This is a genomic window from Trichocoleus sp. FACHB-40, from assembly GCF_014695915.1.
Classification (GTDB): domain Bacteria; phylum Cyanobacteriota; class Cyanobacteriia; order Cyanobacteriales; family FACHB-T130; genus Funiculus; species Funiculus sociatus.
This window is the reverse complement of record NZ_JACJPF010000103.1, coordinates 42,022-60,492: the sequence shown is the minus strand read 5'-3', so window position 1 is coordinate 60,492 and position 18,471 is coordinate 42,022. Positions and strand designations below refer to the sequence as shown.

Annotated in this window: 24 protein-coding genes; 15 read left to right on the top strand and 9 right to left on the bottom strand. The window is 45.5% G+C overall.

Going from position 1 to position 18,471, the window contains the following annotated elements; all coding sequences use genetic code 11:
- Nucleotides 1–184: 184 nt before the first annotated feature.
- Together H6F63_RS24950 and H6F63_RS24945 are read right to left on the bottom strand one after the other, a co-directional pair.
- Nucleotides 185–700 (bottom strand): inorganic diphosphatase, encoded by a 516-nt coding sequence (locus tag H6F63_RS24950; RefSeq protein ID WP_190640023.1) that lies wholly within the window; start codon nucleotides 698–700, stop codon nucleotides 185–187.
- 203 nt (nucleotides 701–903) lie between these two features.
- Nucleotides 904–1,095, bottom strand: a complete 192-nt coding sequence (locus H6F63_RS24945) for a hypothetical protein (protein ID WP_190418344.1) — start codon at nucleotides 1,093–1,095, stop codon at nucleotides 904–906.
- Between the two features lie 242 nt (nucleotides 1,096–1,337).
- Between H6F63_RS24945 and H6F63_RS24940 the strand changes: the two genes are divergently transcribed.
- The 3 genes from H6F63_RS24940 to H6F63_RS24930 all read left to right on the top strand — a co-directional run bounded on the left by H6F63_RS24940 (nucleotide 1,338) and on the right by H6F63_RS24930 (nucleotide 3,212).
- Nucleotides 1,338–1,508 (top strand): hypothetical protein, encoded by a 171-nt coding sequence (locus tag H6F63_RS24940; RefSeq protein WP_190640022.1) that lies wholly within the window; start codon nucleotides 1,338–1,340, stop codon nucleotides 1,506–1,508.
- Nucleotides 1,509–1,610: 102 nt separating this feature from the next.
- Nucleotides 1,611–2,114: a DUF4112 domain-containing protein gene (locus H6F63_RS24935; RefSeq protein ID WP_190640021.1), complete on the top strand. Its 504-nt coding sequence runs from the start codon at nucleotides 1,611–1,613 to the stop codon at nucleotides 2,112–2,114.
- A 138-nt stretch (nucleotides 2,115–2,252) separates the two neighbouring features.
- Nucleotides 2,253–3,212, top strand: a complete 960-nt coding sequence (locus tag H6F63_RS24930; RefSeq protein WP_190640020.1) for an alpha/beta hydrolase — start codon at nucleotides 2,253–2,255, stop codon at nucleotides 3,210–3,212.
- A 63-nt stretch (nucleotides 3,213–3,275) separates the two neighbouring features.
- Here the strand turns inward: H6F63_RS24930 and H6F63_RS24925 are convergent, their stop codons facing one another.
- Nucleotides 3,276–3,491, bottom strand: a complete 216-nt coding sequence (locus H6F63_RS24925) for a hypothetical protein (RefSeq protein ID WP_190640019.1) — start codon at nucleotides 3,489–3,491, stop codon at nucleotides 3,276–3,278.
- 287 nt (nucleotides 3,492–3,778) lie between these two features.
- On the opposite strand from H6F63_RS24925, the gene H6F63_RS24920 reads away from it, so the two are divergent.
- The 3 genes from H6F63_RS24920 to H6F63_RS24910 all read left to right on the top strand — a co-directional run bounded on the left by H6F63_RS24920 (nucleotide 3,779) and on the right by H6F63_RS24910 (nucleotide 6,126).
- Nucleotides 3,779–4,255: a DUF4278 domain-containing protein gene (locus H6F63_RS24920; protein WP_190640018.1), complete on the top strand. Its 477-nt coding sequence runs from the start codon at nucleotides 3,779–3,781 to the stop codon at nucleotides 4,253–4,255.
- Between the two features lie 244 nt (nucleotides 4,256–4,499).
- A complete protein-coding gene (locus H6F63_RS24915; protein WP_190640017.1) occupies nucleotides 4,500–4,955 on the top strand; it encodes a DUF29 domain-containing protein in 456 nt (151 codons plus the stop codon).
- A 133-nt stretch (nucleotides 4,956–5,088) separates the two neighbouring features.
- Complete coding sequence (locus H6F63_RS24910) at nucleotides 5,089–6,126, top strand: hypothetical protein (protein WP_190640016.1); 1,038 nt, start codon at nucleotides 5,089–5,091, stop codon at nucleotides 6,124–6,126.
- Between the two features lie 48 nt (nucleotides 6,127–6,174).
- On the opposite strand, the gene H6F63_RS24905 is transcribed toward H6F63_RS24910, so the two are convergent.
- Nucleotides 6,175–6,426 carry a transporter suffix domain-containing protein gene (locus H6F63_RS24905; RefSeq protein WP_190640015.1) on the bottom strand — a complete coding sequence of 84 codons (252 nt, stop codon included), beginning with the start codon at nucleotides 6,424–6,426 and terminating at the stop codon, nucleotides 6,175–6,177.
- A gap of 110 nt (nucleotides 6,427–6,536) precedes the next feature.
- Nucleotides 6,537–7,373 carry a carbohydrate ABC transporter permease gene (locus H6F63_RS24900; protein ID WP_190640014.1) on the bottom strand — a complete coding sequence of 279 codons (837 nt, stop codon included), beginning with the start codon at nucleotides 7,371–7,373 and terminating at the stop codon, nucleotides 6,537–6,539.
- Between the two features lie 194 nt (nucleotides 7,374–7,567).
- On the opposite strand from H6F63_RS24900, the gene H6F63_RS24895 reads away from it, so the two are divergent.
- The 5 genes from H6F63_RS24895 (at nucleotide 7,568) to folE (ending at nucleotide 12,685) form a co-directional block, all read left to right on the top strand.
- Nucleotides 7,568–8,260, top strand: coding sequence for an aldehyde oxygenase (deformylating) (locus H6F63_RS24895; RefSeq protein WP_190640013.1), 693 nt, complete (start codon nucleotides 7,568–7,570; stop codon nucleotides 8,258–8,260).
- Nucleotides 8,261–8,455: 195 nt separating this feature from the next.
- Nucleotides 8,456–9,481 carry a long-chain acyl-[acyl-carrier-protein] reductase gene (locus H6F63_RS24890; RefSeq protein ID WP_190418321.1) on the top strand — a complete coding sequence of 342 codons (1,026 nt, stop codon included), beginning with the start codon at nucleotides 8,456–8,458 and terminating at the stop codon, nucleotides 9,479–9,481.
- A gap of 406 nt (nucleotides 9,482–9,887) precedes the next feature.
- A complete protein-coding gene (accA, locus tag H6F63_RS24885; RefSeq protein ID WP_190418319.1) occupies nucleotides 9,888–10,868 on the top strand; it encodes an acetyl-CoA carboxylase carboxyl transferase subunit alpha in 981 nt (326 codons plus the stop codon).
- 271 nt (nucleotides 10,869–11,139) lie between these two features.
- On the top strand, nucleotides 11,140–11,865 hold the full coding sequence (locus H6F63_RS24880; RefSeq protein WP_190418317.1) for an SDR family oxidoreductase: 726 nt from the start codon (nucleotides 11,140–11,142) through the stop codon (nucleotides 11,863–11,865).
- 124 nt (nucleotides 11,866–11,989) lie between these two features.
- A complete protein-coding gene (folE, locus tag H6F63_RS24875; protein WP_190452425.1) occupies nucleotides 11,990–12,685 on the top strand; it encodes a GTP cyclohydrolase I FolE in 696 nt (231 codons plus the stop codon).
- Nucleotides 12,686–12,813: 128 nt separating this feature from the next.
- Here the strand turns inward: folE and H6F63_RS24870 are convergent, their stop codons facing one another.
- Nucleotides 12,814–13,308: an orange carotenoid protein N-terminal domain-containing protein gene (locus H6F63_RS24870; RefSeq protein ID WP_190640012.1), complete on the bottom strand. Its 495-nt coding sequence runs from the start codon at nucleotides 13,306–13,308 to the stop codon at nucleotides 12,814–12,816.
- A 401-nt stretch (nucleotides 13,309–13,709) separates the two neighbouring features.
- On the opposite strand from H6F63_RS24870, the gene psaK (H6F63_RS24865) reads away from it, so the two are divergent.
- Nucleotides 13,710–13,979 carry a photosystem I reaction center subunit PsaK gene (gene psaK, locus H6F63_RS24865; RefSeq protein WP_190418478.1) on the top strand — a complete coding sequence of 90 codons (270 nt, stop codon included), beginning with the start codon at nucleotides 13,710–13,712 and terminating at the stop codon, nucleotides 13,977–13,979.
- A 375-nt stretch (nucleotides 13,980–14,354) separates the two neighbouring features.
- On the opposite strand, the gene H6F63_RS24860 is transcribed toward psaK (H6F63_RS24865), so the two are convergent.
- Nucleotides 14,355–14,990, bottom strand: coding sequence for a phosphoribosylanthranilate isomerase (locus H6F63_RS24860; protein WP_190640011.1), 636 nt, complete (start codon nucleotides 14,988–14,990; stop codon nucleotides 14,355–14,357).
- A gap of 132 nt (nucleotides 14,991–15,122) precedes the next feature.
- Here H6F63_RS24860 and psaK (H6F63_RS24855) point away from each other — a divergent pair, with 132 nt between their 5' ends.
- From psaK (H6F63_RS24855) to H6F63_RS24845, 3 genes are all read left to right on the top strand, one after another.
- Nucleotides 15,123–15,392, top strand: coding sequence for a photosystem I reaction center subunit PsaK (gene psaK / locus H6F63_RS24855; protein ID WP_190418309.1), 270 nt, complete (start codon nucleotides 15,123–15,125; stop codon nucleotides 15,390–15,392).
- A 166-nt stretch (nucleotides 15,393–15,558) separates the two neighbouring features.
- The gene (gene psaK, locus H6F63_RS24850; RefSeq protein WP_190418307.1) at nucleotides 15,559–15,840 is read left to right on the top strand and encodes a photosystem I reaction center subunit PsaK; all 282 of its coding nucleotides are present in this window, start codon (nucleotides 15,559–15,561) and stop codon (nucleotides 15,838–15,840) included.
- 156 nt (nucleotides 15,841–15,996) lie between these two features.
- Nucleotides 15,997–17,202: a site-2 protease family protein gene (locus H6F63_RS24845; protein WP_190640010.1), complete on the top strand. Its 1,206-nt coding sequence runs from the start codon at nucleotides 15,997–15,999 to the stop codon at nucleotides 17,200–17,202.
- A 253-nt stretch (nucleotides 17,203–17,455) separates the two neighbouring features.
- Here H6F63_RS24845 and H6F63_RS24840 read toward each other — a convergent pair whose 3' ends face one another.
- Together H6F63_RS24840 and H6F63_RS24835 are read right to left on the bottom strand one after the other, a co-directional pair.
- Nucleotides 17,456–17,656: a hypothetical protein gene (locus H6F63_RS24840; protein WP_190640009.1), complete on the bottom strand. Its 201-nt coding sequence runs from the start codon at nucleotides 17,654–17,656 to the stop codon at nucleotides 17,456–17,458.
- Nucleotides 17,657–17,660: 4 nt separating this feature from the next.
- Nucleotides 17,661–18,416: a biotin/lipoate A/B protein ligase family protein gene (locus H6F63_RS24835; protein ID WP_190640008.1), complete on the bottom strand. Its 756-nt coding sequence runs from the start codon at nucleotides 18,414–18,416 to the stop codon at nucleotides 17,661–17,663.
- Between the last annotated feature and the right edge of the window lie 55 nt (nucleotides 18,417–18,471).

Here is an 18,471-nt window from a genome sequence, read left to right as displayed (position 1 = left end):
CACCAATGCTTTTGAAAGTGCAGGTGCATTTGTGCTAAATGCTTCCTTTTACAGGCTCTGCACCTTCCCCATTATGGCCCTATCAGCACCATGTTTGTAAGTAGGGAAAATTTTGTGAGCTACAGTTGATTTTAACCTTCAAAAACCATCTGCTCACAATTTTTTCCCGCTTTATCCGATAGTGCTACTTATTGCGACCCGCTATAACACATTGTTCCACCAGCGGCATCACCTCTTCGACATCTTTCCAACCGCGAATTTCCGTGACCTTCTTTTCTAAATTTTTGTAGGTCTTAAAAAATTCCGCGATTTCATCCAGCCGATGGGGGGCGATGTCTTTGAGAGATTTTACGTGGGCGTAGCGCGGGTCTTTGTCGGGAACGCAGAGAATTTTTTCGTCGCGATCGCCTCCGTCTATCATCTCCAACATTCCAATCGGTCGCGCAGCAATTACACACCCCGGAAAGGTTGGTTCTTCGATTATCACCATGCCATCCAGGGGATCGCCATCATCAGCCAAGGTATTTGGCACAAAGCCGTAGTCGTAGGGGTACTGCACAGAAGAATAAAGCACCCGGTCTAAGGCAAAGGCTTCCAAGTCCTTATCGTATTCGTATTTGTTCTTGCTACCAGCAGTAATCTCAATCAGTACATTAATCAGACCTGGTTTGGGTTGTGCAGGAATGCGTGATAAATCCAAAACTTTACTCCTAAGCGACACGTTGGTTTGGGGTAGCTTGTAAGGCTCTAAGGAAAAAAAGCTGAGACTTGATTAAATCTCATCCTTGCAAACAGCCCCCGTGTAGCATTCTACGGGAAGACGGTCAGCAGATAATCGCTGAGTGTCCAGATCCCGCTTGAGTGCAGCTACACCAGTTTAGGTGAAGGTAGTTGAGGAGTCCATCAATCTTCTGGCAAGGGTAATGAGTATAGGGTAGGCCGCTGTAAGGTTTCGACCCGACTAGGGGAGTAGTGGGCGATCGCAAACACAGGCAAAGTCAGAGTAATGAGCGCGATCGCAGTTCCCAGAAACTCTGCCCACCTTTGAGGAGGAGGTTGGTCAGAAGAGTTGGCGGACTGGCCACTTGATTCCATAAAACTAGGTACAAACTCAACAAAAATCAATTTCAAGCAAATTAAAGGGATGCAAATTTTAAACCCCTCTACCCTTGATTCTAACGAGTTTTCCCCAGCAGACTGTCTTCCATTAAACAATCTCAACCTCTAGGGGGCTGCTATCAAAGAAATTCGCTGATGTCAATAACATCTTCACGAGAGCGCCTGCACCGAGCTATCATTCATAAAGGAAGCGCACATCCGCACACGGACGGATAGTTATGTATATTCCCAACGCCCTAGCCGAAGAAATTAAATTCTACCTCAAGAATTTAGCCCAAAAGGGAGACATTGAAGCCCAAAAGCTGTTATCTCAAATGGAACAAGCAGCCAGTTCAACGCTGACGACGATAGAAGAAATACCACCAGAGGAGATAGGTTTGCAGTGTTAAACTAGGTGTCCGTTGGCATTTAAACCTTTGAACATTGAAAGGTTGTTGAGTTCTAACAACTTGACAACTTAACAACTCTTAAGTGACTACTACTTCGTTGTAATGTCTCAACCTCCTGCAAAACCTTCCCCGAAATCAGAAATTGCCAAGGCTGCTAAACTCAGGCGGGTACGCCGCTTAAGCTATATCTTGGATAACGCGATTCCAATTCCGGGAACATCCTATCGAATAGGCATAGATCCCCTACTAGGACTTCTACCGGGAGGCGGAGATATTCTGGGAAGCGGCTTTTCAGCTTATATCGTACTAGAAGCAGCGCTGCTGGGACTGCCGCGAGAAACTTTGGTGCGAATGGTGTTAAATATCGTTTTAGAGACATTAGCTGGCACTGTGCCAGTTGTGGGGGATTTTTTTGATGCTACCTGGAAAGCCAATGTCAAAAATATCGCTTTGCTGGAAGCTCACCTAGATTCCCCTCGACAGAGCCAAAGGGCAGATTGGTGGTTTATCATACTGCTGTTGGGCGGGTTGATGCTTTTTGTAATCGCGATCGCAGCTCTGAGTATTGTTATCCTAAGACTATTGTGGCAAGTGATAAATTTTTAAAAATTACCCATAAAAAATTAAACTTTGTTAAATTTAGGACGTATTTAGACCAGGTTGTTGAAAAAACTGAATTTCCAGGGAAAAATGGGAATTCTGTCATGATTTAATTTTAAGGAAAACATATCTAATTTTTAATATATGAAAGACTGGTGGCGAGCCACATTTCCACAAGGGCGTCAAACAGTAACAATTACCGACGCTAACGGACATCCTGTAAAAATTGCTTATGGCGAGAAAGGCACAGGCAAACCGCTATTTTTGGTGCATGGAGTTGCCAGTTGGAGCTATAATTGGCGTTACCTCGTAGACACACTGGCACAACATTTTCGCGTCATTTGTTTCGATGCCAAAGGACACGGGTTTTCCGAAAAGCCACTACATCCAGAAACATTGGGACATCAAGCTGTCGAACTAGAAAGAATTATGAGACGCTTGTGTGATCAACCCGCTGTAGTGGTTGCACAATCACTGGGAGCGTTGGTGACACTGGCTACTGCTCAGAATAATCCAGAATTATTTTCTGAGTTAGTAGTAATAAATGTACCAATTTTTCTAAAAAAATTGCCATTCTGGGGTATGCAATTGTTGGCAGATTTGCCCCTGGATTTAGTGCGGATAGCGGACGATATGCGGTTAACAAAACTGCTTGCACCGTTGATGAGGCAAATTGTGGCGGTGGGGCGGCGTGAAGTTGTTTTCGATCCAGCACAGATAACAGCAGAAGAAGTGTATTGGATTACTTATCCGTACATTGAATTTCCGAATGCTTTGACGAAAACTGCCGAAGATTTACAACACGCGGCGCGAGAAATTCAGTTTTTGGTACAGAATCAACCGAATCTGATTCGTAATGTACAAGATAAACTGAGCGCGATCGCAACTCCCACTCTCATTTTATGGGGCGCACAAGATCAGTGGTTTCCTTTTCAAGATGGGGAGAAACTACACGCCCATTTACCCGGTTCCAAATTCCAGATTATTCCAAATTGCGGACACGATGCGGCGGCAAATTGCCCCAATGAAATTTATTCGGCAATTCTTGAATTTTGCAGAACCTCACCCCCTATCAGCCTCGGAACCAGCAAAGAGGGAGTATAAGAAATAAATTCAAATGGTTAACTAGAACCTGGCTTTTGACGTGCAGCCGATTCCCATCACCCTTCATATAAGCGATCGCTTTAACTGGCGTTCCGCGCCACAGACGCTGACAACAGGATCAGGGTTGCCATCAGCATACTTGACTTCAAACGAAGAAAAACTAGGTATTAAGCCTTGAACTGGTGGAATTGGCGCAGTCAGCGACATTACAGGGACAATAGTTCTCAGCAAGCAATTTGTCAAAATTCGAGATAAGCGAATTTTAGGTTTTAGTGACATAGCAATGATTTACACGCAGAACAAAAAGACGTGCAGCAGCATTGTTATGTTGCGAATGCGGTTCCCCAGGCTGAGTACATCCGCGCCGCAAGAGCGATCGCCAACCCGTTCTAGCCAGCTTTAGAAGTCCCGATTTGCCTGGGATTCTGCCAATTTAGGAATGCGGTTAATATAGCACTCACCACGTTCCTCCTAATCTATCGAGTAATTTAAGCCGAAAGCATTAGACTAATTTTGACGAATTGTCCTAATATTTTTTAAATAGGCTTCTCACACTGGGTGTAAAAATGATAGAAATGCCCTTGTCTTTCATGATGCCGCTGGCAGTTGTCCTGCTATCTATCTATATATTTAAAAAGTCTGCTGACGAAATTTCCTATCTCGCTGCCTGTATTTCAATTAGCGCCTTACTGCTAAGTTTGTTGATAGCACCTTGGCAGCTCAAAAGCTTGCTGCTAGGGATTGCCATCTTCAGCACTAGACAGTTTTCGCTGCCGAGTCAGCCTGTAATGGAGACTCAGGAAGTCCAAAAAACTACACTCACTTATCGCGGAATTGACTACGAACCAACCCCTCCTACAGTTGAAGGAACTGAAAGCCAGATAACCGGGAACTATCGAGGTCAAGCTTGGAAATGTAACAAAACAGACAAAACTCCCACAACTCAACCAACATCGCGACTAAAGTATCGAGGTGCTAACGTTGTTAGCCAAGCTTCTAACACCCCTGTAACTAAAGAACAAAAAGTTACACCAGAATCATAAGTTATACTTAAGGTATGCGATCGCTATCATCGATAAAATCAGACTGTAAGCGAATATAAATTAGCCTAGAAGAAAGGTTAATTTTATATGGGGTAAGTTTGCAAAAGTGGTTAGATCCTGAATAGGAATGAATATTAAATAATTTGTATCTTTTAACTTTCTAGCGGTTGTCTAGAATGTTACAGTTAATCAGTTATCAGAAGACTTCTGATAACCAGTTTGGCACGCCATAGAGGTAATTGTTATGACAATAGAAATAACAGCTAACCAACAGAGCTTATATGACACAGACTACCTGATATGGATTAAAACTACAGTAGAGAAGTTGCGGGTTCATGACTACTCAAACATCGATTGGGAAAATCTGATTGAGGAAATAGAGGATATGGGGCGAAGTGAGCGCAGGAGTTTAGAGAGTAATCTCATCATTGTCCTGACTCACTTACTCAAGTGGCAATATCAACCAGAATTAAGAAGTGGTAGCTGGAAGGGCAGTATTGTTGAGCATCGTAGACGCATCCGAAAAGCTCTTAAAGAATCTCCCAGCCTTAAGCCCTACCTGGAAGAAGTGTTTGCTGAATGCTATTTAGATGCGGTTGAACAGGCGAGTGCTGAAACTGAACTACCAGTGGAAACCTTTCCACAATTATGCCCATACACATCCGCCGAGATTTTAGACTCTGACTTTGTTCCAGAATAAGTTTGGGTTCTCACTATGAAATGCGATCGCACCTCAAAAAGCGGCAAAAGAGGCGATCGCGCTACTCTATTAGCGAGTCTTTGGCTACAGATTGTGTCATAATAGGGCGATCTCTCCCCAGTGAACGCTACTAATGGTGCAAGTACCCCAATCCCCCAGCGACTTAGCTGCTATCCTGAACAACCCAGTCGATTTGGATTTTCATCTGCCCGATCCAGAGGACGAGGAGATTCCAGAACTGGATTTTCAGCAGCAGGTAGATAATGCTTGGTTAGTGTGCGATCGCTTCGACCTACAGACAGAAATTTGGCGGGGGCGGATTTTGCGGGTGGTGCGCGACAGAGAGAAGAAAGGCGGGGACGGGCGCGGGACGGGATTCCTCAACTGGCTAAAAGAGCGGGAAATCAGCAAAAGTCAGGCTTATTCTTTGATTCAACTGGCAAATAGCGCTGATACCCTCTTAGAAGAGGGAAAGCTAGACCCAGATGCCATTCGCAGCTTCAGCAAACGCGCCTTCATTGAAACTTCTAAGGCATCTCCAGAAATTCAACAACTGGTGACAGAAGCGGCGAATAAAGGCGATCGCATCACCAGGCGGGAAGTTCGACAACTTGCCGACGAGTGGACGGCGATGAATTCCGACTTGCTACCCGATGAAGTCAAGGAAATGGCTGCATCCGGTTCTCTTCCTTCCCGCTATCTGTCTCCCCTAGTCAAGGAAATGGAAAAATTGCCCGATTCTCACCTGAAGGTACTAAGAGGGGAAGTTGCGGGAAATCCTGACGTTGATACTGTTAAACAAGCTACATCAGATGCCCGTAATTTATCTAAGTATCTGGATGCCGCCGCCCAAGTACAAGCGATCAGCGAAACAACTCTAGATGTGGAAATGGCGTTAGAGGAAGCTTTGCGGGTGGGTTGTCTGAATACCACTGCTGACATGGTGAAGCAAGCGGCGCAGCTGGAACAAACTATCGCCAAATTTTACATGACCTGGAAGCGTCTGGGCAGTCTGGCAGATAGACTTTATGTGGACACTGGCGCAAGTACCCCCAATTTGCGATCGCTTCTCACTTGCTTGGAACGTCTCGCTGGTGAGGTGATCGAAGTTAATCTTGATGATACAGGCGAGCGAACTATTCGCCTCAAAGTTCTCACTGATGCTGAGTAGGGCGGGCATCTTGCCTACCCTAGAACATATGTGTAGGTTCGCGTGTTTCTACTTTCTGCGGAGCAATTTTTTCAAATTCTGCCAAATAGTGCCAGGATTCAAGTAACGGCGATATTTGGTTGCTGCTTCTTTTCCCACTAGCAACAAACCCACCCAAAAGGTAACTTCTGCTGAAACCGCCAACACCGGAACTAAGAGAGCTTTTTGAGCGATCGCTAGTGGTAGCAACGGCACAACCAATAATATCGCCACCCAAGGCAGAAAAGAGAAAACAATTAAAAATAGACCAAGCTTCTGCATATATCTTGATTGTGGCAGAATTTAAGTCTACTGTTTGGGTTCCTCAACCATTCCCTATGATTAACTAAGTTTGATGTAGCCGCAGATTGAAACCTGCGGGCATAAGGGGGCTAATTCTTCATCCCAGTTGCGGCAATACCGCGAATAAACTGACGCTGCCCAGCGAGAAACAGCAACACCACAGGCACGGTAGCAATTACTACAGCCGCCATCAACAGTTGCCAACTACTGGTAAACTGCTCCTGAAACTCTGCCAAAGCCAGCTGCACCGTCCGTAACTCTGGGCGCGTAGTGAATACCAACGGCTTAAATAAATCGTTCCACTCACCAATAAAGGTGAACAGAAACAGCGTCACCAACGCTGGACGAGATAAGGGAAGCATCACCCGCCACAAAATTTGCAGCCGATTCGCCCCATCCAACGCCGCCGCTTCCTCCAACTCTACTGGAATTGTCTGAAAATACTGCCGCAGCAGGAAAATTCCAAAACCATTCGCAGCTGTGGGCAAAATTAGCGCCCAGTAGGTGTTAATCATGTGTCCCCACTTTAAAACTAGGAAAATCGGAATCACCAACAGCTGAAACGGAATCACCAGCGTTGCCAGCACAATTAACAAAATTGCCTGTCGTCCCCGGAATTTGAGACGCGCCAAGGCATAACCTGCGAGTGCTGAGGTAAAAACCTGAAACGCAGTCACCGCGATCGCTACTAAACTCGAATTTGCAAACGCCAGCAGGAACTTTCCGCGCCGCCAAGCTTCTGTGTAGTTTACAAGGGTAGGGGCAGATGGCAACAAGCTACCGGGCGCGGTGCCAGCTTTATCAAAGGAGGTGAAGAAAACTATGCCCAGGGGCAGAAGTACAATTCCAGCGCCCAATAGTAGTACACCTAAGCTTAGCGGTTGCCAAAACCAAGCCGACCAATTTTTTAGATGTCTTTTAGGCATAAGTACGCATTTAACTCTATGCTTTTAGTAATCAGATCCGCTATTCTTCCACATGGGGAAGATGTATCAAAGAGTAGTAACGTCTAAGATAGACATTTGTTAAGTTATATTTAACCATTTTGTCCCGCACCCTGAATTTCTAGGGTTTACATATCTCGGACAGCTTAGTTACGCACACAGGAGACAAGCAAGAAATGCAGATTGCAGCCAACGCCGCAATTGACTTCCAGAGCGAAACCTACAAGGACGCTTACAGCCGCATCAACGCGATAGTGATTGAAGGCGAACAAGAGGCACATGAAAATTACATCCAACTGGGCGAAATGATCCCAGAGGAGAAGGAGGAGTTAATCCGCCTATCCAAAATGGAGAATCGTCACAAGAAAGGATTTGAAGCTTGCGGCCGGAATCTTTCTGTGACACCAGACATGGACTTTGCCCGCGAGTTCTTTTCCGGATTGCACAGAAATTTCCAAGATGCAGCAGCTCAAGGTCAGATTGTAACCTGCTTGCTGATTCAATCATTGATTATTGAGTGCTTTGCGATCGCGGCATACAACATCTACATTCCTGTGGCTGATGACTTTGCCCGTAAAATAACTGAGGGTGTTGTCAAAGACGAATACTCTCATCTCAACTACGGCGAAGTTTGGCTGAAAAACCATTTTGAGGAATCCAAAGCCGAACTCGAACAAGCGAATCGTCAAAACCTACCACTGGTTTGGAAAATGCTCAACTCTGTTGAGAATGATGCAAGCGTCCTGGGAATGGAAAAAGAATCGCTGGTTGAAGACTTCATGATTCAATACGGTGAAGCCCTAAGCAATATTGGCTTTACCACCCGCGACATTATGCGCCTCTCAGCTTACGGTTTAACCGGGGCATAATAGAAAAAGGTCGGTGAGGATACTCAAGTCAAAGCCAAAACCATCATCTTTTTACTTAAATTCGTCCTCAGTCGTGCCGATCAGTCAATGAGTCTTCTGATCGGCAATTTTGCGTAACCTTTTTAAGGTTTATCTCTGGTTTTCTGTCCCATCCACACTTTTTTGCCTGAAACGCAGGTTTAAATAAAACAGTCCATGTTTGGTCTAATCGGTCACCTTACCAATTTGCAACACGCCCAATCTGTGGCTAGAGAGCTAGGCTATCCAGAATACGCCGATCAAGGGCTGGATTTCTGGTGTAGCGCTCCGCCTCAAATCGTTGATCACATCACCGTCACCAGCATTACTGGGCAAAAAATCGAAGGTCGGTATGTGGAATCTTGCTTTGTGCCAGAAATGCTTGCCACTGGCAGAGGGAAGACAGCGGTGCGGAAAGTTCTCAATGCTATGGCTCATGCTCAAAAGCATGGTATCAACATTAGCGCTTTGGGCGGCTTTTCCTCAATTATTTTTGAAGAATTTAACCTGCACGAAAGCAAGCAGGTTCGCAACATCAAGCTAGAGTTTGAGCGCTTTACGACAGGCAACACCCACACGGCATACATTATCTGCCGCCAAGTGGAACAGGTATCGAAAAAGCTGGGAATCGAACTGAATAAGGCGACTGTTGCAGTTTGTGGAGCTACTGGCGATATTGGCAGTGCTGTATGTCGCTGGCTAGATGCGCGGACGGATGTGGCGGAGTTGTTGCTGATTGCCCGGAAGCAGGAGCGATTACAAGCTTTGCAGGCGGAATTGGGCAGGGGCAAAATTATGGACTTGGAAGAAGCTCTACCCCAAGCTGACATCGTGGTTTGGGTTGCCAGTATGCCTAAAGGTGTCGAAATTGACCCCACGGTTTTAAAGAAACCGTGTTTGCTGATCGATGGTGGCTATCCTAAAAACATGGCAACTAATATTCAGCATCCGGGCGTTTACGTCGTCAATGGTGGAATTGTGGAGCATTCCCTGGATATTGACTGGCGAATTATGAAAATCGTCAACTTGATGGATGTGCCAGGTCGTCAGTTGTTTGCCTGTTTTGCTGAATCGATGCTGCTGGAATTTGAAAAGCGGTATACCAACTTTTCTTGGGGACGGAATCAGATTACTGTGGAAAAAATGGAGCTAATCGGCGAGGCTTCTGTGAAGCACGGATTCCGACCGCTGTTGAGCTATTAACTTTACTCTCGTTCCCAGTCAGAGACTGGGAATGCAGTTTATAATCCAGCCGATTCCACTGTAAATGCGATGTACCGCAATTTTGTACAAGAGGAACTAGAGCGATCGCTCTAGTTCTTTCACGTAAAATCGCCCTAGATTTCCCGGCGCTGTTCAACTTCCACTAAAACCAGAAGCGCTAAATCTTCAATTGGCGCTAAAACAGCTATACCTTTGCCTTGGTGGTGCAAAATCACTTATTTGCCATCAGTCACTACCTGCGGTACACTCTCATCCAAATTTTCTGGCAGTTCGCTCAGGTTTATCCGAACAAGAATCGGGTGATTGAGGTTAGGGTAGATTTCTTGCATACTCTTACGAGGTAGGATGTTGAGATAATGTACTTAATGTTATCGAACTCGTTAAGGTGGCAAATCCTGAGCGCAAGCCGTTACTTTTAGATTTTGAAAAGCCTCTCTCTGAGCTGGAGGCACGAATTCACCAGATTCGCGAACTTGCCGAAGATCAGGATGTCGATGTCTCTGAGCAGATTCGGCAGCTGGAGGTGCGAGCGGTGCAACTTCGTGAAGAGATATTTAGCAGTTTGTCGCCGTCTCAGCGGCTACAACTGGCTCGTCATCCTCGGCGACCTAGTACATTAGACTACATCCAGGCGATCAGCGATGAATGGATGGAACTACATGGCGATCGCGGTGGTTGTGATGACCCGGCTTTAGTCGGCGGTGTGGCTCGTCTGGGCGGTCGTCCGGTGTTGATGCTCGGTCATCAAAAAGGCAGAGACACAAAGGACAATATCGCCCGTAATTTTGGACAGGCTTCTCCAGGCGGCTACCGCAAGGCGATGCGGTTGATGGAACACGCTAACCGTTTTGGGATGCCGATTTTAACATTTATCGATACTCCCGGTGCTTGGGCGGGTGTGGAAGCTGAGGAATTGGGGCAGGGAGAAGCGATCGCCTATAATTTGCGCGAGATGTTCCGCCTAGATGTCCCCATCGTCTGCACCGTTATTGGCGAAGGCGGTTCCGGTGGCGCTTTGGGAATTGGCGTAGGCGATCGCCTGTTAATGTTTGAACACGCAGTTTATACCGTAGCAACACCCGAAGCGTGCGCCGCTATCCTCTGGAGAGATTCCAGCAAAGCTCCCCAAGCCGCAGCCGCACTCAAAATCACCGCTTGGGATTTGAAAAATCTCGGCATTCTCGATACTATTTTGCCAGAGCCGATTGGCGGCGCTCACGCCGATCCTCTTAAAGCAGCCAGCATCCTCAAAGATGCCCTTTTGCAAAATTTGGAAGAACTCACCAATTTGACAGGTCAACAACGCCGGGAGTTGCGCTATCAAAAGTTTCGTCGCATTGGAGTTTTTACTGAAATCTCTGCCTAAAGGGGGTTGACAGTATCAGGCATTGTAGCGAGTGCTATAATTAGCGAGTAACGAAATATTACAGTGCCAGCAGCGACCGTTAGCTTTCTTAAAAATTAGCGATTAGCAATCTTAGCAATTGCAGCTATCGCTAACAGATGATAGACAACGGCTCAAAAGGTGAAAATGTACGCAATAAGCGCTCCCGTGGGCATTATTGGTAGCCTTCCTCAAAGGGAAAGCTAAGCTGAGAATTGATGGCTATTCTTCGTCGAGAAAATGGGAAGATTTGATGACTTCTCCTGTTCGTAAGTCTGCCTTGATTACCGGGGCAAGTAGTGGAATTGGCAAAGCGACGGCTCTGGCGTTTGCTAAAGCGGGGATTAATCTGGCTTTAGTGAGCCGTCAAGAGTCAAAGTTAGAGGCGGTAGCCGAAGCTGCTAGGGAAGCTGGGGTGGAAGCTAAAGCTTATCCCTTGGATCTGGCGGAAGTTGGTCAGGTAAAAGAAAAGATTAGCGCGATCGCTAACTCATTTGGTGCCATTGATATTTTGGTTAACAACGCCGGAATGGGCTACACCAACACAGTTATGGAAACACCCCTAACTGACTGGCAGCAAGTAATTGACCTGAATCTTACCAGCGTATTTCAGTGCATCCAAGGAATTTTACCTCAGATGCGCGATCGCGGGTCTGGGACAATTATTAATGTGACATCAATTGCTGCCCAGCAACCCTTTCCCGGTTGGGGTGCCTATAGCGTCAGCAAAGCTGGCTTAGTTGCTTTGTCTAAAACCCTCGCAGCTGAGGAACGTGCCAAAGGCATTCGCATTGTCACCATCAATCCTGGTGCTGTTAATACCCCAATTTGGGACACAGAAACGGTTCAAGCTGACCTAAACCGTTCAGCTATGTTAACACCAGAAATAGTTGCCCAGTCGATTCTTCACATGACACTGCTACCAGAACAGGCAGTAATTGAAGAATTAACCTTAATGCCCAGTGCTGGCGCTTTATGAGTTTTGAATTTTGAGTTAGGGATGAAGAGTGAAATTTATAATTCCATACTCTCAAATAATTCTTAACTCAATCCTCAAAATTTATAACTCTCAAAACAACTCCAAACCATAACACAGACTTATCATGACTATTGCTTCTTCCAGCGGCTCTAACTTATCCGCCGATTTAGGCTCTAAAATTGCTGCGCCTCGACCTGACCGAAACACACTCAATGGCAAAGAACCCAATTTGCAGCCGCCCTCGGAAGAAATCAATGACGAAATGATGGACGCTGTGCGGACGCTCCTATTGGGAGTAGGCGAAGACCCAGAACGTGAGGGACTACTGAAAACGCCGAAGCGGGTAGCAGAGGCAATGCGATTCCTAACTGGTGGCTACAATGAATCCTTGGAAGAACTTGTCAATGGAGCCATCTTTGATGAAGGTCACAACGAAATGGTTCTCGTGCGGGATATCAACTTCTTTAGCCTTTGCGAACACCATATGCTGCCATTTATGGGCAGAGCGCACGTCGCCTACGTCCCCAACCAAAAAGTGGTAGGACTTAGTAAGCTGGCTCGGATTGTCGAGATGTATGCGCGGCGTTTACAGGTGCAAGAACGGCTAACGCGGCAGATTGCAGAAGCAGTTCAATTAGTTTTGGAGCCGCAGGGAGTCGCTGTTGTCATGGAAGCTACTCATATGTGCATGGTGATGCGAGGTGTCCAGAAGCCCGGTTCTTGGACTGTCACCAGTGCAATGGTGGGCGTATTTCAGGACGATCAAAAAACTCGCGAAGAGTTTCTGAACTTGATTCGCCATCAACCAGCCTTCTTTTAGCAAGGTTCTTAGGCGGTAATCCCAACCCCCCTAAATAAGGGGGATTGGGGAATCAAAAAAAATTATTTACTGTAGGGACATCGCAATGCCATGTCCCTACAGATTTATAGAACCCAAGCCTTAAAGGGCTATACTACCTGGCTCAAAAACTTCACCTGTTGGTCAAAGTCAAGAGATTTCAGAGAGTTCAACAATTCTGTACCTTCCGACGAGAGCTGATAGTCAGTCGGCAAGCTAACCTGTTGTGCAAGCTGATACAAAAAGCCTAAACGGGAGTTAGTATCCAGAGAGCGATACTGACTTAGGGGGGGAGTACCTACCCCAGGAATCAGCTCCAGCAGTGCCTTGCTAGGATGTGGGTCAAGCACTTCCTCTTCTGCTTGAGTCTTTTGGTCGCAGAAAACATCGCGCAACAATTGCACCTGCTCATCCGGCCGCATTTCCTTAACGTGCTTTAGCATCTCTCCAGCATCTTTTGATGACGCTATACCGGAAGCGGAAGATGAAAGCGATCCGCTTGCTGCGGTGTAAATGGAGGCGAGTGCAGCCAGCTGGTCATCTACAGGTAAGCGCTTAAAGGCTTTTACAGCTTGGTCGAGTGTATCGGTGTTTGTAAATGTCATAGAGACTTCTAAAAAATTGACGACAGCTTCTTAGTCTCAGGGGCTAAGCAAATATCTTTACTGCGCCCTGAGTAATTCGAGGTTATTTCTGTAAACAAATGTAAACCTTTAATAAAAGGTCAACGCCTATACAAAGGCAGAGGCTTTTTCCAGATATTGATCCGAATAAATCCTTCGGCAGTAGGAGGCGGAATATTAGGTAAAGCTAAGACTATGATTTGTAGCCACACCCACTCTTGGCAAAAAGGTTTTAAGAAACCTGTAATCTCATAGTTTGGGTGACACAAAAGGTAAGCAAAAAAACCATTATTGTAACTAAAATATGGGAAAAATGCTTACTTTTAGTGGGTGAATTCTTTCTAATAATTTGTCAAAGTAGGAGAAAACTCTTGTTTAACTCAATGTTATTGGCAGCAATACAATCGACCACTCCCGATACTGCATTATGGCACTGGCAAGGAACGCCAATCATAATTGGTTCCTGTCTCTTGGTTTTATTAATTGCTAGTCGTACTATTCGCTATCCTCAGGTGGGTGCTAAGATGCCTTTGCCCTTCCCGTCTCTTTTCAACAACATTAGTGTAGGAGGCTTTCTGGCTGCGATGAGCTTCGGTCACATGATTGGAGTCACCGCAGTTATTGTGCTATCCAATATGCAAGTTTTAAAGTAACTACCATCAGCTAATCAGGTTGTGGTTTATCGTTTTTAAAGAGGCAATTTACTTTCTTTATAGGACTAATAATATTAGTCTCTCGAAGAAAGCAAAATGCCTCTAAACCAAGCAAAAGTTTGAATTGAGATTGTCAAGCCAATAACCTAAGAGGTTTTAAGATTTTGTAGAGTAGGCAATACCTACCCTACTACTAAACATCAAAACGAGGAAATGTTTATGAGCATCTTTTTTTAGACAACTTTGGCTTTGTGGCTGTGGGTGCAATTATGCTTCTAATCTCACCTTTGCTTCAGCTTTATTAATCCGGGCTGGTTTGCCCAGTCTTAGGGTGACAATGTGGCGGATAAAAGACACGAAGAGATCGTAAAATTACTACTGCCGCTTCCCTTCTAGCTTCTCAAATAGCTGGGCTACTCTGTCTAAATCTTTGTCTCCAGGCGATCGCTCCACGCCGCTAGATAAATCAATACCGGACGGATACACCTGCGTTAAGGCATCCAACACGTTATCGGGTGTTAAGCCACCTGCAAGAAACCAGGGACAGCTAGGCTGGAATTGTTCTAGGGTAGCCCAGTCCAGTGTTTTTCCGGTGCCTCCCAACATTTGGGGATGATAGGCATCCAGAAGTAGAGTGTCTGCACACTCTCCATAGGCATCTGCCTGAGTTAAATCTTGTGTCGTTTTTATTCTCAACGCTTTGATGATTTCCACGTTAGGTAGAGATTGACGCAGCTTGTGGCAAAATTCCGTTGTTTCTATTCCATGTAACTGTACACCTGTCAAGGCTGCAACGGCGACAGTTTCGCAGATTTCCTCTTGTGTAGCGTTGGCAAAGACACCAATCCGGTCAACGTCGGGGGGCAGTTCTTTCCCGACTGCTCGGATTTGCACGGCACTGACGTAGCGCGGGGACGCCTGTACGCAGATAAATCCCAGAGCGGTTGCTCCCAGATGCGCGATCGCTTGCCCTTGCTCCGGTTTCGTAATCCCACAAATTTTAATTCGCATTGAAATTGTTCTGATTTGTATTAAAAATTAATATAACTGTTAACTCTTAAAACAAATTCTGGCTTAGTGCAAAGAGATTTTTATAATCTTTTTTGTTACTAGATTTTAATAAAAGCAGGAGACAGTAATTTGATGACAATACTAGCTGCCCTCCAGTCTACCGTTCCCGCGACACCATCATGGACTCCCACAATAGGGCTGGTGATGATTTTATGCAACTTACTTGCTATTGTCATCGGTCGCTTTGCCATCCAGAAACCCGGTGTGGGGCCTGACTTGCCCTTTGAAAAACCTGCTCTGTTCCGGAATTTCAGTATTCCTGAATTGCTGGCAACCATGAGCTTTGGTCACATAATTGGCGCAGGTGTCATTCTGGGACTGACTAACGCCGGAGCGCTATAAAATAAGGCAACAGGCAAAAGCGTCCAAAATTCTGGTGCGAGGATGAGCGCGATCGCGCTACAGCCTTCCCCGGATGTTGAGGCAAAACAGGCGAAAGGCAAAAATAATTCTTCACTTTTTCCTTTTCAGCCCCTATCCCCTATTAACAATTCAGGAGAAAACAAAAATGGTTGACTTAAGTAGTTTACTTGCAGCAGTGCAGCCGACTGTTCCCCCAACTCCAAGCGGCACTATGGCCGGGTTCATTATCATGGGTATTTTCAACCTTCTTGGCTTGTTCGTCGCCGCCAATGCAGTCCAAAAGAAGGGAGTCGGCCCCAAATTGCCTTTGCAGCTTCCTGGTTTTGGTAAAAACTTTAGCGTCGCTCAATTTCTTGCAGGGATGAGCTTTGGTCATGTGCTGGGGACTGGTGCGATTTTAGGGCTGACCAACATTGGTGTCCTTTAGCACTCTGATTTAACTGCGAGCGAAACGAACAAGTTACTAAGGTGGGTATTGCTCACCTTAGTGATTATGGCACTCTATCGATTCATCCCACAGCTAGAAGCAACGGGATGAATCGTTTGTTATTTGTAATAGCAGGAATCAAAGAGGAAAATTTCGATGCAAGCAAGTTGGCGTATTGGCTCGATATTCGGAATTCCGCTGTTTATAGATTATTCGTGGTTTTTTATTTTAGCTTTGATAACTCTTGCCAATGCCCTGGATTTCTCAACAGTTTTAGGCCCAGTTCTTGGTGGAGGTGCTGGATTATTAATGGCTTTATTGCTGTTTGGTTCTGTCTTGCTACACGAACTGGGTCACAGTTTGGTAGCGCGAAAGCAAGGCATTCAAGTTAACTCAATTACTTTATTTCTATTTGGTGGAATTGCTTCTATAGAGCAGGAATCAAAAACCCCAGGCGAAGCATTTCAAGTAGCGATCGCAGGCCCTGCTGTTAGTTTTGTTCTTTGGTCGCTATTTTACCTGGTGGCTCACGCTCTCCCAGTAACGGGTATAGTGCAGGCTATGACATTAAACCTGGCAAAAATCAACCTTATCTTAGCATTATTTAACTTAATTCCCGGACTGCCTTTAGATGGCGGACAAGTTGTGAAAGCTGCGGTATGGAAAGCCACCGGAAACCGCTTTCAAGGCGTGCGTTGGGCAGCTAAATTTGGTTTAATTTTAGGATGGGGCGCGATCGCATTGGGGATGGCAATTATTGCTTTCAATGATCAGTGGTTCAATGGCTTCTGGATTGGCTTACTCGGCTGGTTTGGCATCCGCAACGCTACGTCCTACGAGCGGATGTCTACCTTACAGGAAACCTTGCTACAGATAATAGCAGCAGATGCTATGCAACAGGAATTCCGAGTTGTGGATGCTAACATGAGCTTGCGCCAGTTTGCTGACGAATACATTTTAGAAGCTTCTCACTTTCCCGTTTACTTTGCAGCTTCCGAAGGTCGCTATCGCGGTTTAGTTTCAGTTGACGATTTGCACTTCATCGAACGCAGTCGTTGGGAAACCGAAACCCTACAGAGTATCGTACATCCGCTGACAGAAATTGCCACAGTTGAAGAAAAGACACCCATAGCGGAAGTAATTAACTTTATTGAAGCCAAACAGTTAAATCGAATTACCGTACTTTCACCCGCAGGCGCAGTTGCTGGCGTTATTGACAGAGGTGATATTGTGCGTGCAGTAGCCGCCAAGCTAAATCTGGCAATTTCCGATGCAGACATCAAGCGCGTCAAAGCAGAAGCTAGCTATCCGCAGAGTTTACAATTGAATGCGATCGCTAAAGCAGCAACCCTCCAAGACTAACACCATTAACTTCAAGTTACGGCTGAATAACTATCTTTCCCGACTTGTCGATATAACTCAGCTTCCGCTCAAACGTCACCAACACGAAGCAATAACTACCTTACTATTTTTGTCCATGTAGCCAATCTTTTTTTGTTAATATCTCAGAAAGGTTGAATAATAAGAAGCTAACATACTAACTCTAAACATTAGCTTTAGATGATTTTTTGCTGCTGTATAATCATTAACGAATTATACAAATTTTTGCCAATAATTAATATATCGCCGCTTTTTGTAAATCCTCAATTACTCCTTCATAATCCCCTATGCCAGCCTTTTCCATTCCCTGTTTATAGAAGTATTCAGCACTCATGTGATTAATAGGTGTTTGTAGTGGTTCATAGATAATTAAAGGTAGTCCAGCCAACACAGTAGCTATTCCCAGAATTACAATTGTGCGGCGTAGGAAATTCATAATTTTACTTTTTTTCTATAACATCTGCACTGGAGTGCGCTAAAATTTCTTGCCACTCTGCATCAGATAAAGGCTGCATCACCATCTCGACACCGAAACAATTAGCTGCTGCTACAGTTAGGGCATCCACAACAGTTTGAATCAGCGTATTTCCCTGCTGAGAAAAGGGTAACTTTATCGGTGTCATAACTTCGCCAAACACCTGTTTAAACAACTCAGCATCCGGAGACAAACGCATCGAACCGTGTTGTAAGATAGCATTGCCTCGCCGCAGTTGAGCGCTACCAATCAACTTATAACCATCAACAGTAACTAAATCAGCACCAGTGGCGGTGCCAAAACAATTAGGATTGTGAATGTAGCCACGCCCAGCTGTACCGTAGTGTAAGTCTAAGCCAAGCGATCGCCATCCTTGAATCAAAAACTCACAAATTGCCTCATACGCCTTCAGGCGACTCCCAGCCAATCCTGAAGTAACAACCATATAGGTAAGATCTCCTTGGTGCAACACAGCACGTCCGCCAGTCGGACGACGCACCAAATCCAACACACCAGCTGCATTTAGCTGCTGCCAAGATGCAGGCCATCGAAGTTGATGATACCCCAGCGAGATTGCCCCTGGAGACCAAGTATAAAAGCGCAAAGCTGGCGGATGCCGTCCCATCTGGTGTTGCTCCAATAACCATCTGTCGATAGCCATCTGGACGCAACCTGACGCTTGCAGCAAGGGAATCAAACGCCAATAGTTGTCATTAGTCATTAGTCAGTTGTCCATTGAAGTATTCGTAGTAGCTAATTGCCATCTTATTTTTGCG

Bases quoted from the DNA above. Each gene is read 5' to 3' on its own strand.
- H6F63_RS24945 (WP_190418344.1), bottom strand. From the start codon at position 1,095: ATGGAATCAAGTGGCCAGTCCGCCAACTCTTCTGACCAACCTCCTCCT.
- H6F63_RS24940 (WP_190640022.1), top strand. From the start codon at position 1,338: ATGTATATTCCCAACGCCCTAGCCGAAGAAATTAAATTCTACCTCAAG.
- H6F63_RS24935 (WP_190640021.1), top strand. From the start codon at position 1,611: ATGTCTCAACCTCCTGCAAAACCTTCCCCGAAATCAGAAATTGCCAAG.
- H6F63_RS24930 (WP_190640020.1), top strand. From the start codon at position 2,253: ATGAAAGACTGGTGGCGAGCCACATTTCCACAAGGGCGTCAAACAGTA.
- H6F63_RS24925 (WP_190640019.1), bottom strand. From the start codon at position 3,491: ATGTCACTAAAACCTAAAATTCGCTTATCTCGAATTTTGACAAATTGC.
- H6F63_RS24920 (WP_190640018.1), top strand. From the start codon at position 3,779: ATGATAGAAATGCCCTTGTCTTTCATGATGCCGCTGGCAGTTGTCCTG.
- H6F63_RS24915 (WP_190640017.1), top strand. From the start codon at position 4,500: ATGACAATAGAAATAACAGCTAACCAACAGAGCTTATATGACACAGAC.
- H6F63_RS24910 (WP_190640016.1), top strand. From the start codon at position 5,089: ATGGTGCAAGTACCCCAATCCCCCAGCGACTTAGCTGCTATCCTGAAC.
- H6F63_RS24905 (WP_190640015.1), bottom strand. From the start codon at position 6,426: ATGCAGAAGCTTGGTCTATTTTTAATTGTTTTCTCTTTTCTGCCTTGG.
- H6F63_RS24900 (WP_190640014.1), bottom strand. From the start codon at position 7,373: ATGCCTAAAAGACATCTAAAAAATTGGTCGGCTTGGTTTTGGCAACCG.
- H6F63_RS24895 (WP_190640013.1), top strand. From the start codon at position 7,568: ATGCAGATTGCAGCCAACGCCGCAATTGACTTCCAGAGCGAAACCTAC.
- H6F63_RS24890 (WP_190418321.1), top strand. From the start codon at position 8,456: ATGTTTGGTCTAATCGGTCACCTTACCAATTTGCAACACGCCCAATCT.
- H6F63_RS24880 (WP_190418317.1), top strand. From the start codon at position 11,140: ATGACTTCTCCTGTTCGTAAGTCTGCCTTGATTACCGGGGCAAGTAGT.
- folE (WP_190452425.1), top strand. From the start codon at position 11,990: ATGACTATTGCTTCTTCCAGCGGCTCTAACTTATCCGCCGATTTAGGC.
- H6F63_RS24870 (WP_190640012.1), bottom strand. From the start codon at position 13,308: ATGACATTTACAAACACCGATACACTCGACCAAGCTGTAAAAGCCTTT.
- psaK (WP_190418478.1), top strand. From the start codon at position 13,710: ATGTTATTGGCAGCAATACAATCGACCACTCCCGATACTGCATTATGG.
- H6F63_RS24860 (WP_190640011.1), bottom strand. From the start codon at position 14,990: ATGCGAATTAAAATTTGTGGGATTACGAAACCGGAGCAAGGGCAAGCG.
- psaK (WP_190418309.1), top strand. From the start codon at position 15,123: ATGACAATACTAGCTGCCCTCCAGTCTACCGTTCCCGCGACACCATCA.
- psaK (WP_190418307.1), top strand. From the start codon at position 15,559: ATGGTTGACTTAAGTAGTTTACTTGCAGCAGTGCAGCCGACTGTTCCC.
- H6F63_RS24845 (WP_190640010.1), top strand. From the start codon at position 15,997: ATGCAAGCAAGTTGGCGTATTGGCTCGATATTCGGAATTCCGCTGTTT.
- H6F63_RS24840 (WP_190640009.1), bottom strand. From the start codon at position 17,656: ATGAATTTCCTACGCCGCACAATTGTAATTCTGGGAATAGCTACTGTG.
- H6F63_RS24835 (WP_190640008.1), bottom strand. From the start codon at position 18,416: ATGACTAATGACAACTATTGGCGTTTGATTCCCTTGCTGCAAGCGTCA.